This is a genomic window from Xanthomarina sp. F2636L, from assembly GCF_026410195.1.
Taxonomy (GTDB): domain Bacteria; phylum Bacteroidota; class Bacteroidia; order Flavobacteriales; family Flavobacteriaceae; genus Xanthomarina.
Window position 1 is genome coordinate 58,534 of the sequence record NZ_JAPMLM010000057.1, and the last position, 14,495, is coordinate 73,028.

14 protein-coding genes are annotated in these 14,495 nt (G+C 31.8%); 12 read left to right on the forward strand and 2 right to left on the reverse strand.

The genetic code is table 11. From position 1 onward, the window contains the following. The first annotated feature begins 36 nt into the window (after positions 1 to 36). On the forward strand, positions 37 to 1,419 hold the full coding sequence (glmM, locus tag OS191_RS03530; protein ID WP_267154341.1) for a phosphoglucosamine mutase: 1,383 nt from the start codon (positions 37 to 39) through the stop codon (positions 1,417 to 1,419). Positions 1,420 to 1,526: 107 nt separating this feature from the next. On the opposite strand, the gene OS191_RS03535 is transcribed toward glmM, so the two are convergent. Next, on the reverse strand, positions 1,527 to 2,417 hold the full coding sequence (locus OS191_RS03535) for a lysophospholipid acyltransferase family protein (protein ID WP_267154342.1): 891 nt from the start codon (positions 2,415 to 2,417) through the stop codon (positions 1,527 to 1,529). A gap of 63 nt (positions 2,418 to 2,480) precedes the next feature. Here OS191_RS03535 and OS191_RS03540 point away from each other — a divergent pair, with 63 nt between their 5' ends. Next, positions 2,481 to 3,131 (forward strand): rhomboid family intramembrane serine protease, encoded by a 651-nt coding sequence (locus tag OS191_RS03540; RefSeq protein WP_267154343.1) that lies wholly within the window; start codon positions 2,481 to 2,483, stop codon positions 3,129 to 3,131. A 56-nt stretch (positions 3,132 to 3,187) separates the two neighbouring features. On the opposite strand, the gene OS191_RS03545 is transcribed toward OS191_RS03540, so the two are convergent. Further along, a complete protein-coding gene (locus OS191_RS03545; protein WP_267154344.1) occupies positions 3,188 to 4,315 on the reverse strand; it encodes a TlpA disulfide reductase family protein in 1,128 nt (375 codons plus the stop codon). Positions 4,316 to 4,432: 117 nt separating this feature from the next. Here OS191_RS03545 and mnmE point away from each other — a divergent pair, with 117 nt between their 5' ends. From mnmE to OS191_RS03595, 10 genes are all read left to right on the forward strand, one after another. Continuing rightward, positions 4,433 to 5,821 (forward strand): tRNA uridine-5-carboxymethylaminomethyl(34) synthesis GTPase MnmE, encoded by a 1,389-nt coding sequence (gene mnmE, locus OS191_RS03550; protein WP_267154345.1) that lies wholly within the window; start codon positions 4,433 to 4,435, stop codon positions 5,819 to 5,821. Between the two features lie 153 nt (positions 5,822 to 5,974). Next, on the forward strand, positions 5,975 to 6,394 hold the full coding sequence (locus tag OS191_RS03555) for a helix-turn-helix domain-containing protein (protein WP_232225197.1): 420 nt from the start codon (positions 5,975 to 5,977) through the stop codon (positions 6,392 to 6,394). Between the two features lie 6 nt (positions 6,395 to 6,400). After that, positions 6,401 to 7,495: a site-specific integrase gene (locus OS191_RS03560; RefSeq protein ID WP_267154346.1), complete on the forward strand. Its 1,095-nt coding sequence runs from the start codon at positions 6,401 to 6,403 to the stop codon at positions 7,493 to 7,495. Beyond that, positions 7,495 to 8,499 carry a DUF6617 family protein gene (locus OS191_RS03565; protein ID WP_267154347.1) on the forward strand — a complete coding sequence of 335 codons (1,005 nt, stop codon included), beginning with the start codon at positions 7,495 to 7,497 and terminating at the stop codon, positions 8,497 to 8,499. The genes OS191_RS03560 and OS191_RS03565 overlap by 1 nt, the downstream gene beginning before the upstream one ends. A 210-nt stretch (positions 8,500 to 8,709) precedes the next feature. Further along, a complete protein-coding gene (locus OS191_RS03570) occupies positions 8,710 to 9,012 on the forward strand; it encodes a helix-turn-helix domain-containing protein (protein ID WP_027885460.1) in 303 nt (100 codons plus the stop codon). Continuing rightward, a complete protein-coding gene (locus OS191_RS03575) occupies positions 9,009 to 9,305 on the forward strand; it encodes a helix-turn-helix domain-containing protein (RefSeq protein ID WP_267154348.1) in 297 nt (98 codons plus the stop codon). The genes OS191_RS03570 and OS191_RS03575 overlap by 4 nt, the downstream gene beginning before the upstream one ends. Beyond that, complete coding sequence (locus tag OS191_RS03580) at positions 9,292 to 10,200, forward strand: BT4734/BF3469 family protein (RefSeq protein ID WP_267154349.1); 909 nt, start codon at positions 9,292 to 9,294, stop codon at positions 10,198 to 10,200. Before OS191_RS03575 ends, OS191_RS03580 begins: the two co-directional genes overlap by 14 nt. Next, positions 10,197 to 11,936 carry a DUF3987 domain-containing protein gene (locus OS191_RS03585; protein ID WP_267154350.1) on the forward strand — a complete coding sequence of 580 codons (1,740 nt, stop codon included), beginning with the start codon at positions 10,197 to 10,199 and terminating at the stop codon, positions 11,934 to 11,936. Before OS191_RS03580 ends, OS191_RS03585 begins: the two co-directional genes overlap by 4 nt. A gap of 163 nt (positions 11,937 to 12,099) precedes the next feature. Next, on the forward strand, positions 12,100 to 12,390 hold the full coding sequence (locus OS191_RS03590; protein ID WP_267154351.1) for a helix-turn-helix domain-containing protein: 291 nt from the start codon (positions 12,100 to 12,102) through the stop codon (positions 12,388 to 12,390). 23 nt (positions 12,391 to 12,413) lie between these two features. Further along, positions 12,414 to 14,477, forward strand: coding sequence for a Piwi domain-containing protein (locus tag OS191_RS03595; protein WP_267154352.1), 2,064 nt, complete (start codon positions 12,414 to 12,416; stop codon positions 14,475 to 14,477). Positions 14,478 to 14,495: the final 18 nt, after the last annotated feature.

Below are 14,495 nucleotides of genomic sequence, written 5' to 3' on the forward strand. Positions count from 1 at the left end.
TAATTGTATATTTGTTTAAATTAATATAAACTATTTATGACATTAATAAAATCTATATCAGGAATTCGTGGAACTATTGGAGGCGATGTAGGAGAGAATTTAACGCCAATTGATGCGGTTAAATTTGCTTCGGCCTATGGCATTTGGCTAAAACAACAACGTAATAAAAAAAACTACAGAGTTGTGGTTGGACGTGATGCTAGAATTTCAGGAGAAATGATACAGAATTTAGTGATGAATACGCTGGTAGGTTTGGGAATTCATGTTATTGATTTAGGGCTTTCAACTACGCCAACTGTAGAGATTGCTGTACCCATGGAACATGCAGATGGTGGGATTATTTTAACAGCCAGTCATAATCCTAAACAATGGAATGCTCTAAAACTTTTAAATGCGAAGGGCGAATTCCTAAATGGTGAAGAAGGAGCTAAAATTTTAGAAATTGCTGAAAGTGGTAGCATGTCGTTTTCTGATGTGGATAGTTTAGGTAGAATTTCTAAAAATGAAGCTTATATCGACATTCATATAGATGAGGTCTTGAACCTAAAACTAGTAAATAAAGAAGCTATTGAAGCAGCCGATTTTAAAGTGGTTGTAGATGGTGTAAATTCCACGGGAGGAATTGCAATTCCTTTATTATTGGACAGGTTAGGGGTGGAAGCTGTTAAATTGTATTGTGAACCTACCGGACACTTTCCTCATAATCCTGAACCTCTAAAAGAACATTTAACAGATCTATCTGAAGCTGTAGTAAAAGAACGTGCCGATTTTGGAATAGTAGTAGATCCAGATGTAGATAGATTGGCTTTTATGGACGAAAAAGGCGAGATGTTTGGCGAAGAATATACTCTTGTGGCTTGTGCAGATTATGTGCTAAGTAAAACCCCGGGAAATACAGTTAGTAATATGAGTTCCACAAGAGCTTTAAGAGATATTACCGAAAAACATGGAGGAACTTACGAAGCTAGCGCCGTGGGCGAAGTGAATGTGGTTGAGTTAATGAAAAAAAATAACGCTGTAATTGGTGGCGAAGGCAATGGAGGAATTATTTATCCGGATTCTCATTATGGACGGGATGCGTTGGTTGGAGTTGCTTTGTTTTTAAGTTTATTGGCTGAAAAACAAATGAAAGTAAGCGAATTGAGAGTGAGTTATCCAAGTTATTTTATGAGTAAGAAAAAAATAGAATTAACACCAGATTTGGATGTAGATGCTATTTTAAAGCAAATGGAAGCAAAATATGCTCATGAAACTTTAACGACTATTGATGGTGTGAAAATTGATTTTGCTAATAGTTGGGTGCATTTACGTAAAAGTAATACAGAGCCCATTATTAGAGTGTATACGGAAGCGCCAACCCAAAAGGAAGCAGATGAATTAGCAGATAAGATAATTGCTGAGATTAATTCAATTTCTTAATAAAGTAATTTATACAAACTTCCTTATTTGTTTGATGAGTCAAATAAGAATTGCTTCAAAAATTAAGGTTTAATCTTAATAACAAACATTTATAGAGCATACACATTTTACTTATAGCTCTCAGGCACTTTATCTCTGTGTTTCCAGCGTTTATGTGTCCAAAGGTAAAATTCTGGAGCTTCATTAATTTGTGCTTCTACCAATTTTATAAATTGATCTGTAATTTCGTAATCTGGATAATCTTTTGGATTGTAAGCAATGGTTTTAAAAGAGGTTTCATAATATCCACGCTTTAATTTTTTTACACCGAAAAATACGACCGACATATCTATTTTTTTTGCTAACATCTCAGCACCTGTGTGCACAGGAACAGTTATACCCATAAATTTATTCCAATGAAAGGCTTTATCGTGTTTTGGGGATTGATCTGATACAAAACCACAGACGGTAACTTTGCCTTCTTTTTTTGCTTGTAAGAGTACAGAAATACTTTCTTTTGTGGTTATTAAGTGACTATTATATTTAGCGCGAATCCGTTTAACCAGTCGATCAAAATATTTGTTGGCAAGGCGTTTATAGATGGCATATCCTTTAACATTCATATAGGTTTGAAGGATAAAAATCCACTCCCAACTTCCATAGTGTGCGCACATTAAAGCAATACTTCTGTTTTCTTTTTCAAGCTGTTGTATCAACTCGATATTAGAAAACGTAAAGCGTTTTTTCATCTCTGCTTCTGAGATAGTCATAGATTTGATTGATTCTACAATCATATCACATAAGTGATGATAGAATTTTTTGGTGATAATTTTAATTTCTTTTTCAGACTTATCAGGAAAAACAAGATGTAGATTCTCTTTAACGGTTTTCTTTCTATAGCCTATTATATGGAAGATAAGTATAAAAACTCCATCTGAAAAAAGGTAAAGCAATCTAAATGGAAGTATGGAAATACCCCATAAAAACGGATAAATTAAAATGTAAGCAAGAAATTGCATGAATTAATTTTAGATTTGCAGAAACAAATATATGTTTTATTTAAAAACTAACGAATAGAATTTATGGGCAATTTAAGTCTGGTGTTACTTGTAATAATAGCTGCAAATGCGATTATCTCTTTTAAAGGGTTTAAGGATTTTGCTTTTTTTGAAAAGTACAAGTTTAATGTAGGAAGTATAAGTAGAGGAGAACAATTTAGAATGTTTAGTTCTGGATTCTTGCATGTGGACATGGCTCATTTGTTTTTTAACATGTTTACCTTGTATATTTTTGCTGATATTGTTGTAGCCTATTTAGGCACTTTATATTTTTTAATAATCTATGTTGGAAGTTTGTTATTAGGGAGTTTGTTATCATTCTATTTTCATAAAAATGAATATCATTATAGTGCAGTAGGAGCAAGTGGTGCCGTAACAGGAATTTTATATTCAGCTATTTTGTTACGCCCAGATATGAGTCTATATCTCTTTTTTATTCCCATTCCTATTCCTGCATATGTATTTGGGATAGGTTATTTGTTATATTCAATTTATGGGATGAAAAATCAATTGGGAAATATTGGACACGATGCCCATTTTGGAGGAGCTATTGGTGGCTATGTCATAACTTTAATCCTGGCTTCATGGTTGTTTAAAGAACACTTATTAATGATTGTATTATTAGCTATTCCTATTATACTTTTGTTTGTGCTAAAGAAACTTGGGAAGTTATAAAAACAACAAAGCCTTTCAAAATTTTGAAAGGCTTTGTTAAACTAATACATTTGTTTTTAATTTAAAAGCTCAGCAATTTTAGCTTCTAAAGCATTGCCTCTTAAATTTTTAGCTACAATAACTCCTTGGCTGTCCAAAATATAGGTAGCAGGAATAGATTGAATGCTATATAATTTAGCTATAGGATCGTTAAAGTAGTTTAAATTTGATACTTGGTGCCAAGTAAGATTGTCTTTTTTAATAGCCTCTACCCAAGCTCCTTTGGCATCTTTCTGGTTAGGAGTCCCATCTAGAGACACGCCAATAATTTCAAGACCTTTATCGTGATATTTCTCATAGACTTTTACAACGTTTGGATTTTCTTTTCTACAAGGTCCACACCAGGCAGCCCAAAAATCAATAATAGTTACTTTTCCTTTAATATCTTCTAAACTCACTAATTTACCTTCTGGATTAGGAGCCGAGAAGTTTGGAGCCATACTACCAATATCGGTTGTTGCTTTTGTAAGATTTTCACTAATTGCTTTTCCAAATTTACTAGAAATAACTTCTTGAGAAAACGTGTTAAATATGTTTTCAGCTTCTGTTTTGTTAATTCCTTTTGCTAAAAGAATGTTTACAAGAATAGCAGCGCTGGTAACCAAATCTGTATTGTTTTTAACCAGTTCCAAATGCTTGGCATGAGTTTCTTCTATTATTTTGGTAAATTCCGACTTTATTTGGTCCATTTTCACGGTGTCTCCTTTGCTGTTAGCAGTTTTATATTGTTGACCAAATTGGGCATTTTTCATTTTTAAATCCTCGGAGTCTTCTTGATATATTTTTAATAAATCGTTTTCTTTACTACCAGTTATTACAGATTTTTCAATTTTGTCTGAATTAAGCTTGATTGAGACCTCTTCATTTTTCAGCATAATAGGCATAAACCCTGGAATACCATCGACTGCTAAGTAGTAAAGGTCTGTAGCTTCTACCTTTCCTTTTAAGTTTAATGCGCCATTTTCTATGGTAGTTGAATCTAAAACAACTTCTTTATTGGTATTAAGACTAATTAATTTTACTTTCTTATTGTTATTGGACGCATCGATTTCACCTTTAATGATAAAGCCATCATAAGCAGGTTCATCTTTGCAAGAAAATAACGTGATTAGAATAAGTAAAAGTGTAATCTGGTTTCGTAACATGTTTAAATAAATTTAAATTAATTTTTGCAAATATAATAGGATTTAGAAATATAATTTGTTAAGAATAGCTTAATAAATAGTCCTGATTTTGTGCTTGTATTTTAGTATTTTTGCAAGATGACACAAAACGATACTATTATAGCTTTGGCCACAGCTTCTGGAGCAGGAGCTATTGCTGTTATTCGCTTATCTGGAACTGACGCCATTAGCATAAGTTCTAAATTGTTTAAATCCATACATGGTAAAGATTTAGAGTCTCAAATAACACATACCATTCATTTAGGTCATATAATGGATGGTAATCGAACCATAGACGAGGTTTTGGTTTCTGTTTTTAAAAACCCGAAATCGTACACCGGAGAAGATGTCGTTGAAATTAGCTGTCATGGTTCTGTTTATATTCAACAGGAAATCTTACAACTGTTTTTGCGACATGGCTGTAGAATGGCAGATGCTGGTGAATTTACTTTAAGAGCCTTCTTAAACGGGAAATTAGACCTAAGTCAGGCTGAGGCTGTAGCCGATTTAATATCTAGCGATAATGAAGCTTCGCACCAAATAGCTATGCAACAGATGCGTGGAGGTTTTTCTTCGGAAATTGCTAAACTTCGGGAAGAATTACTAAATTTTGCCTCGCTAATTGAACTGGAATTAGACTTTGCAGAAGAAGATGTGGAATTTGCAGATAGAACGCAATTTAAAGAACTTGTAGAGCGTATTACATTAGTTTTAAAAAGACTAATTGATTCTTTTGCCGTTGGTAATGTGCTTAAAAATGGAATTCCAGTAGCTATTGTTGGAGAACCAAATGTTGGAAAGTCTACGTTGTTAAATGCCTTACTAAATGAAGAAAGAGCCATAGTTTCTGACGTTGCTGGAACCACGAGAGATACTATTGAAGATGAAATTTCTATAGGAGGTATTGGTTTCCGTTTTATTGATACCGCAGGAATTAGAGACACAAAAGATGTGGTTGAAAGTATTGGTATTAAAAAGACTTTTGAAAAAATTGAACAAGCTCAAGTGGTTATTTATTTGTTCGACTCTACTAATTTTAAAGCGCAATGTTCGGTTTTTAAAGTAGAGCTGGAAAAAATTAAAAATAAGTATCCATTGAAACCGTTACTAGTTATTGCTAATAAAATAGACAAAGTAGACGATGTACTTATTGCAGAAATGCAAGCTGAAATTCCTGAGATTCAACTGTTATCTGCAAAAACAGGTTTCGGGGTGGAAGAGTTAACAAACAAACTTCTTAATTTAATAAATACAGGAGCTTTACGTAATAATGAAACAATTATTACCAATACACGTCATTACGACGCGCTTTTAAAAGCATTGGAAGAAATTCAAAAAGTAAAATACGGTTTGGAATCTGATTTGTCTGGCGATTTGCTTGCTATAGATATTCGAGAAGCGCTTTATCAGTTTGGATTAATAACAGGAAGCGTTACTAACGACGAGCTTTTAGGTAATATATTTGCCAATTTTTGCATCGGGAAGTAATTAAGCTTCTTTTGGTTGGTTTTTGCTTGTTTTTCAGCGGTTTACATATTCTTTTTTGTTGCCTAATTGCCCTTTTTTAACTATATTTGTTTCATATATGTTGCCCAACATACGGATTTGTTGCCCAAATCTGTTGGCAAAAATAAAAGCGAAATGATGCACCATATTGCCCCACGTTGCACCATAACGCTACATAAAGCACCATTTATGAGCAGTAATTTATACATCCCGAAAACTTGTAAGCATTGCGGTAATGCTTTTACAGCACGTACTACAGTAACTAAATACTGTGGTAATTCTTGCGCTAAAAAAGCCTATAAGGCCAGAAAACGTAAAGAAAAAATTCAATCAACTCTTAATGCTGATATGAAGCAAAAGAATGAAGTGGTTGAGGTTCAAAATACAAATGCTGTAAACAATAAAGATTTTTTAAGCGTTACAGAGGCTTCTCAATTAATTGGTGTTAGTAGATGGACCATTCAAAGAATGATTCAACAAGGACGTTTAAAAGCTGTTCCTTTTGGAAGAAAACGTATTGTAGCCAGATGGCAAATAGAAAACCTTTTTAATTAGCATCCTATGAAAGTAACATTAAGACAACGCAAGAAGAATGACAAAATAAGTTTGTATTTAGATTACTATCATAAAGGCAAACGTAAAACCGAATATTTGCGTTTATACCTTACACCTAACCCTAAAACTAAAACCGAAAGAGAGGTTAACAAGAAAGCCAAACAATTAGCGGAAACTATTTGCGCTCAACGACAGATTGAAATTCAAAACGGTATTTATGGATTCCAAGATATTGAGAAATTAAAAGGGAGTTTTATTACTTATGTAACAGCATTAGCAGAGAAAAAGAATACAAGCTCTGGTAATTATGGTAATTGGAACAGTATGCTAAAACATCTAAAAACTTTTTGTCCAACAGACGTAAGTTTTCAAGATATTGATAAGGATTTCGTAGAACGCTTTAAAGAGTATTTAGATAAGGATGCTATGGCAAGAGCAGGTAAAAAATTATCTCAAAACTCTAAATATTCTTATTATGGTAAATTTAATGCAGCATTAAAACAAGCTGTTAAAGATGGTATTTTAAGAATAAACCCAGCAAATGGTGTTGAGTATTTTAAACAAGGTGAACCTCAACGAGAGTTTTTAACTTTGGATGAATTACAAATAGCAGTTAACACAGAATGTGAGTTACCACTTTTAAAAAGTGCTTTTATATTTTCTGCGCTTACCGGTTTACGTTGGTCAGATATTGAAAAACTGATTTGGTCAGAAATTCAACATTCTAAAGAAATGGGCTATTATATTCGTTTCAGACAAAAGAAAACAAAAGGAGTTGAAACTTTACCTATTTCAGACCAGGCAGCAGGATTTTTAGGAGATAAAGGTAAACCCGAAGAAAAAGTTTTTCAAGGTTTACATTATAGTGCTTGGTCAAATTTAAAGTTGCAACAATGGATGCTTAAAGCAGGAATAACAAAAAATATCACGTTCCATTGTGCGCGTCATACCTATGCAACTTTACAATTAACTTTAGGAACAGATATTTATACTGTTTCCAAGTTATTAGGTCATAAGGAATTGAGAACTACGCAGATTTATGCAAAAGTTATTGATGACAAAAAGAAAGAAGCTGCTAATAAAATTAAATTGGATTTATAATGGCTAAAGACCTATTTATTGACTTACTGTATGTGGAAAAGGTTACTGACGATAAAAGAACCGACAACCAATTTAAAGAGCTTTTAAATGGCTTTAAAAAAGAATATCCTATAACTACGCCTAATTATGAAATCGACTTTAAAAAAGCATATTCAAACAAGCGTAAATATTACTTTAAACTAATTGAAAACGATTATATCAAAAAGTTTAATGCTATTAATGATACCCTTGAAGCAAATTCAACACCTGGTCATTTGTCTTTCCTCTATGACAAAGAATTTAACCGAATTACAAATTATTTAACCCAGATTAGCAATTACATTTCTGAAAATGATCTTGATGAAAGTTTATATTTAAAGCCTACTAATAATGACAAATCAGATGAAGCTTATATAATTTCATTTTTAAAAGCAAATGCAATGATGCTTTTTATGGAGCTTCAAGAACGATTTTCAGATTTAAGTGATACAGAAATTTATACTATCGAAGAGCTACACGAAGTATTTTTTACCGAAGAACCACCACAAGAATTAATTATAAATGTTTATAGCGGTGCAGAAATAAAGACAGTTAGAAAACCTAAAAAACAAAGTTCTATATTTAAAGCTATACAAGGCGATTTTAGAGCGGAAAACAGCGAGGTATTATCATATAACGAGTTAATAGACAAAACCAAACAAAGAGAGTTTTCTAAATTAGAGGAAACCTTAAATGAAAAAAACATCATCGATGATAAATACAACTTTATCAAGAAAAAAGGTAATAAAATATTACTTGCAGCTTTTATGGTTAAACTAACAGAAGCTAAATATTTTAATGAAAGACTGTTTTTTAATGATAACCCACCAAAAAAAATACAACGTAAACATATTTATAAATTCTTTGCTTATCGTTATGGTCCAAGTAGCAATGCTAATAGAGAGTACCGTAATTTTTTAGGTACAGAAAAAAGAGCTTATCAAAATTTGGTTGATACTAACTTTTGGTTAGACCAAATTAAATAAATCTTCACTTTTATAAAGTGGTATTATCTCTACTTAATACCAAATAGATAATACCAAAAACAATTTAACTTATTGTTTTTCAATGGCTTAATAATACCATTTTTTCTCTTTTCTATTATACCAAACACCTTTTTCCATATTTGCTATATCCTTGACAATCAAGGGTGACTTTTGCGCAGAAGTCCATTTTTAAATTAAAATTATAAAAAGATGGACGTTAAAATTATAGAACGTTTAGAAAGCATCGAAAAGTTGTTAATAGAACAACAAACGTTGCAAAAGCAAGTATTGAACTTCAATGAAACTTGCAAGTATTTAGAACTATCACAATCGCACTTGTATAAACTTACAAGTACGGGAGCCATTCCACATTATAAACCGAATGGAAAAAAAATCTATTTCCAACGTCAGGAGTTAGACCAATGGTTACTACGTAACCGTATGGATTCCCAAGATGAAATCGAACAGCAAGCTGCCGATTACCTAATCAAAAAAGGAAAGGTAAAGTTATGACTGAAATAATCGATTTACTCTTGGCACTCTCACAAGAGATTAAGGATATAAAAGCACGTATCGAATTAATAAGAGCATCGAGAGCAGAATGCTTAAAAGATACGTGGATTGACAATCAGGACGTAATGCAAACGCTACATATTAGCCAACGTACATTACAAACGTTCCGAACAAATGGTACGATTCCATATAGCAAGGTACAAGGTAAATTTTATTACAAGGTATCAGATATAGAGGAACTATTACAGAGCAATTATTACAACCCAAATTTCAAATGCGATGGAAATAAGTAAAGAAAACATCTTGAAGAAAACGCATTACGGTTTAAATATATATGCGTATGTATTAAGGCAGTATTATCCCAAATCAACAGTCCTTTCCCTAAAAGGAAAGGACTGCGGGGTAACCCGTAACCCTTTTAACGGTGGTAAATCAACTTTGCAAATTAATGTTGTCAATAATAGAGCGGTGCATTACGATACAGAGTTAACCGATTTTAAAGGTGATGTTTTTGATTTTGCATCTTATCATTTTAAACTCGTAGATGATGAAGAATTGTTGCTAAAAATTAACAAAGAACTACATCTAAATCTTGAAGTAAAGCAAGAAGATGAATTATCCTGGTTAGATGAACCCGATGATACTTGGTATGCTTACAGCAGTTTTTACAAAGCACCAATTAGAAATGTGTTTCCAACTGAAAAAGTACGATTACATCAAATATTGGAGCGTATTACAAGCGATAAGTATAAAAGTATCACAGAGCAATTTAGAGCGATTAAAGACCCAAAAGAAGCACGAAAATTTAAAGCAAATCATTTTGATTATGTAACATTTTCAGGTGTGTTTTCTAAACGAAATGATGATAGTTTAATTGAACACTCATCATTATTGACAATCGATTTTGACCATTTAGAAAATCTTGAAGAACTAAAACAACAATTATTAAACGATGAATATTTCGAAACCGAATTGTTGTTTACATCACCTTCAGGAGAAGGCTTAAAATGGATAATTAGAATCGATTTATCCCAAGTGTCACACAATGAATATTTTATTGCGGTGGCCAATTACATAAAGCAAACATATAACATTGAGGTAGACCAATCAGGTAAAGACATTTCCAGAGCGTGTTTTTTATCCCACGATCCATTGGCATACCTACATAAAAGACATCAGAAATTATGACAAAAATATTTAACCCAAAAGATTGGTTAGCTGTTCCAGAGCAAAAAGAAGTACCTAAAAAACCAATCAACAACAACCCAACAACAGTTGTTGCAAATGATATTGAATCATATGTCAGCGCATTAGAACAATCAGGTATAGACATTACAGATACGTATGAAAAATGGCGTGATATTGGATTTGCAGTTTCAGAAGAATACGGAGAAGCTGGACGTGATTACTACCATAGAATAAGTAGAAATTATTCAGGTTACGACCATAAAGAATGCGACGAACAGTATAATAAATGCTTACAAGCAAAAGGACACGGTATAAGCATTGGTACTTTATACCACCATTTACATCAAGTTGGTATTAAACCACAACAGCAACAACAAGTTGTTGAAGTGTTGCAACAGTCAGAAGAAGTAAAACAACCATTGCCAACAATACCAACAACAGTTTACAACAATATTCCAACATTTTTGCAACAAGTAATACAACCTTCAAGCAGTAATGAAGAACGTGATATTTTGTTGTTGGGAGCATTAACAGCATTTAGTGCCTGTTTTCCAAAACTATTTGGTGTGTATGACCAAAGTAAAGTATTTAGCAATTTGTATTTATTTGTTACTGCACCAGCTTCAGCAGGAAAAGGAAGATTAAACCAAATTAAAAATTTGGTAAATCCTGTTCACAAACAACAACGTGAACAATCCAAAATCCTAAAACAACAACATCAAGTTGAAATGGCAACTTATAATATGAATAAGGGTAAAAGTGAAACAATGGAGAAACCAAATAAACCACCTGAAAGAATGTTGTTTATCCCTGCTAATAATAGTGTAACAGGTGTTTATCAATTAATATCGGATAATGAAGGTAGAGGGTTAATTTTTGAAACCGAAGGAGATACTTTAGCACAAGCCTTTAAAAGTGATTACGGTAATTATTCAGATGGTTTTCGTAAAGCATTCCACCACGAAACCATTAGTTATTATCGAAGAACAGATAGAGAATATGTTGATATTGAAAGACCTTGCTTATCAACAGTCCTATCAGGTACACCAAAGCAAATTCAAGCGTTGGTTCCAAGTGCTGAAAATGGGTTGTTTAGTCGTTTTATGTTTTATTATATGAATATCAAACCGACTTGGAAAAACGTTTTTCAAACAGGCATAGCAAATGGTTTAGATGAATACTACGACCAATTAGGAAAGGAATTTTTTGAGCTATATAAAACTTTAAAAAACAACCGACCTATTGAAGTAAGGCTAACAACAGAGCAACAACAAAAATTCAATGTATTTTTTGAAAAACTACAAACCAAATATCTAAATCTACAACCAGATGATTATATAGCAACTGTAAGACGATTAGGTTTAGTTTCATTTAGAATTATGATGTTATTTTCTGTGTTTCGCATTATGGAAGATGGCGATGTTAACCAAGTTAGATATTGTGAGGATATAGATTTTGAAAATACATTGGAAATAATTAGTGTGTTAGTAAAACATAGTAGTAAGGTTTTTAATGATTTGCCTATTGAACAAAAGCAAGTTAAACGAGCCAATCGAAAAGAACGTTTTTTAGAAGGATTACCTTATCAATTTTCAAGACAAGATTACCTAAATATAGCCGACAAAAATAAAATACCCCACAAAACAGCTGAAGGCTATATTACCAAATTTGTTAGTGCGGGATTAATACATCGAGAAGCACAAAATAATTATACAAATCCTGCAAAGGCACAATAAGGTTATTGAGGATTTTAAGGAAACAAGGGTTTGCAAATTTACTGCATATCCTCATATTCTTAACTTCCTCATTTTCTGTTTATAAGTGTTAATATCTTTTTCTTACTTCTTACTTTCTTTTTCTTACATTAGACAAATATTGACAAGTCGAAATATCCCAAAAATGACATTTGGTGAATACATCAGAGAAATACGAGAAGAAAAGCAATTATTATTAAGAGAAGTTGCTTCTCAAATGAATATAGATACCGCATTATTAAGTAAAATTGAACGTGGCACTCGTATAGCTCGTAAAGAACAAGTTGAAGCATTAGCTAAAGCATTAAAGCAAAACAAAAGTGAATTACTTCAATATTGGTTGGCAGATAAAATTGTCTATATGTTAAAAGAAGAAAAAAACATTACGGAAATCCTCAAAATTGTAGAACAAAAAATTAATAGATTGAGCAAGTAGTAGAATTAATAAACCCAAGTCTTATGAGTCAGGAACTTTATTTTAATATCATAACATTTGATTTACCAGACAAACCAATAACTTTTTACTTCAGTAAAGAGAAAATTGGTAATGCACAAAAGTTGTATAAAACAAAGTTTCCAACCAATATAGAAGATTTGTTTCCTGGTATAAAAGAAGAAAATCCTGATTTTATCTACACATCATTTATTTATGAAAAGGAAGGCTATTTGCCTTTAAAACTCAATTTAAAAGAACAACCAACTGACCTTATAAAGCATTATTATAATTGGCGAATTAAAAAATACTTTAAAAGTATCAACAAACTGGTTGATAAGAACTTTGTAAAAGACAACCAAATATGGGTGGGTAATAAATTATATAAAAACAACAATTTTTATAAATATTTTAAATTTACAGTAAAAGTTCAGATTAAGGAAGTTAGTGAATATGGTGAGTTAGTTGTTTCTTATGATGGTATGGCCAAAGTGTTCAAAAAGCCAATTTCAGAAATCATAAAATACACTTCAACAACTAACCTCAACAATATAATTTATAAAAAGAGGATTTTAAAATACCATAAAGATAAACAGTACATAGAAGATAATACAAAGGCTTATGCAGTTTTAAATAATGATTTACGTAATGCTTTTAAAATTAAACCAGAGCCTAAAGACGATTCTAATAAATACATTAACTATAAACAAAAAATAGATAAGTTTATTCAGAGCTTCATTTTAAGTGATGATTTTAAAGCAATTATTGCAGTAAATAACGACGATTACTTACCAGTAGAAATTAACCGTATTCGAGAAGTAGATGATATATGTAATGAATTGGTTTTTCAAGATGGCGTTGGCAGAGTACCTAAATCTGATTTTAGAAAGCTAAAACCTTTGAATCCTTGTCAGTTAGATAATGTGCATTTCTTTTTCATTCACCACACAAGTTATACAAAAGAGGTAGCAACATTGCAAAAATTATTAGAGGATGGTACAAGTTGGTATAAAGGTTTAAATATTTATGCTGGGGTATTAGCACATTTTGATAATAGTGTCAACATAATATTTGATGATTTAGAGAACCCATTACCTCAAATAAAAGATGGTATTAAAAAATTTAAATCAGACCCTAACATCAATTATGTAGCTATTTATTTAAGTCCTTTTAATAAACACGAACCTAATCTTGAAAAGAAGTTAGTGTATTATAAGGTTAAAGAGCAATTACTTTATAAAAGAATTATATCTCAAGTAATAGATTTTGATAGATTTAGAAGAAACCAACACAAATTTATTTATGATTTAACCAACATATCATTAGCCTTATTAGCAAAATTAGATGGTACACCTTGGCAACTTAATGTTAAACCAAAAAATGAATTGGTAATTGGTGTTGGTGCTTTTAAAAATACCGAAGAAAATATACGTTATGTAGCAAGTGCATTTAGTTTCAAAAACAATGGCAGGTTTAATGAGTTTCATTATTTCAGTAAATCTGATGTCAAACAATTAGGTAACGCTTTAAGCGATGCTATCTATCAATATGTACCAACCAACAAAACACCTGAAAAAATTGTAATTCACTTTTATAAGGATATGAAGGATGAGGAAATCCAACCTGTTTTGGAAATGATGGATAAACTCAAATTACCTTGTCCACTTTTTGTCTTAAACATAAATAAAACAAAATCAGAAGATATAATTGCTTTCGACCAAAATTGGAATGGAGAATTAATTCCTATTAGTGGCACATACATCAACATAGGGCCTAAAGATGAACACAAATATTTGTTGTTTAATAATTTAAGATATAAGAAAACAGTTCAGTACCCAAGTTATTCAAGTTATGCGTTTCCAATAAAACTTAAAATATCAAGTCCTACACCAGAAGCTTTAAATGATAGCAAGATGATTAGAAAATTAATTGAACAAGTATATCAATTTAGTAGGCTATATTGGAAATCCTTACGTCAACAAAACGTACCAATAACAATTAAATATCCTGAAATGGTTGCAGAAATAGCACCTCGTTTTGAAAGCAAGGAAATACCACCTTTTGGTCAAGAAACCTTATGGTTTTTATAATCCGAAGCCTTTTTTCTT

Excerpts from the sequence above, each read along its gene's own strand:
- glmM (WP_267154341.1), top strand. The coding sequence starts at position 37 with ATGACATTAATAAAATCTATATCAGGAATTCGTGGAACTATTGGAGGC.
- OS191_RS03535 (WP_267154342.1), bottom strand. The coding sequence starts at position 2,417 with ATGCAATTTCTTGCTTACATTTTAATTTATCCGTTTTTATGGGGTATT.
- OS191_RS03540 (WP_267154343.1), top strand. The coding sequence starts at position 2,481 with ATGGGCAATTTAAGTCTGGTGTTACTTGTAATAATAGCTGCAAATGCG.
- OS191_RS03545 (WP_267154344.1), bottom strand. The coding sequence starts at position 4,315 with ATGTTACGAAACCAGATTACACTTTTACTTATTCTAATCACGTTATTT.
- mnmE (WP_267154345.1), top strand. The coding sequence starts at position 4,433 with ATGACACAAAACGATACTATTATAGCTTTGGCCACAGCTTCTGGAGCA.
- OS191_RS03555 (WP_232225197.1), top strand. The coding sequence starts at position 5,975 with ATGATGCACCATATTGCCCCACGTTGCACCATAACGCTACATAAAGCA.
- OS191_RS03560 (WP_267154346.1), top strand. The coding sequence starts at position 6,401 with ATGAAAGTAACATTAAGACAACGCAAGAAGAATGACAAAATAAGTTTG.
- OS191_RS03565 (WP_267154347.1), top strand. The coding sequence starts at position 7,495 with ATGGCTAAAGACCTATTTATTGACTTACTGTATGTGGAAAAGGTTACT.
- OS191_RS03570 (WP_027885460.1), top strand. The coding sequence starts at position 8,710 with ATGGACGTTAAAATTATAGAACGTTTAGAAAGCATCGAAAAGTTGTTA.
- OS191_RS03575 (WP_267154348.1), top strand. The coding sequence starts at position 9,009 with ATGACTGAAATAATCGATTTACTCTTGGCACTCTCACAAGAGATTAAG.
- OS191_RS03580 (WP_267154349.1), top strand. The coding sequence starts at position 9,292 with ATGGAAATAAGTAAAGAAAACATCTTGAAGAAAACGCATTACGGTTTA.
- OS191_RS03585 (WP_267154350.1), top strand. The coding sequence starts at position 10,197 with ATGACAAAAATATTTAACCCAAAAGATTGGTTAGCTGTTCCAGAGCAA.
- OS191_RS03590 (WP_267154351.1), top strand. The coding sequence starts at position 12,100 with ATGACATTTGGTGAATACATCAGAGAAATACGAGAAGAAAAGCAATTA.
- OS191_RS03595 (WP_267154352.1), top strand. The coding sequence starts at position 12,414 with ATGAGTCAGGAACTTTATTTTAATATCATAACATTTGATTTACCAGAC.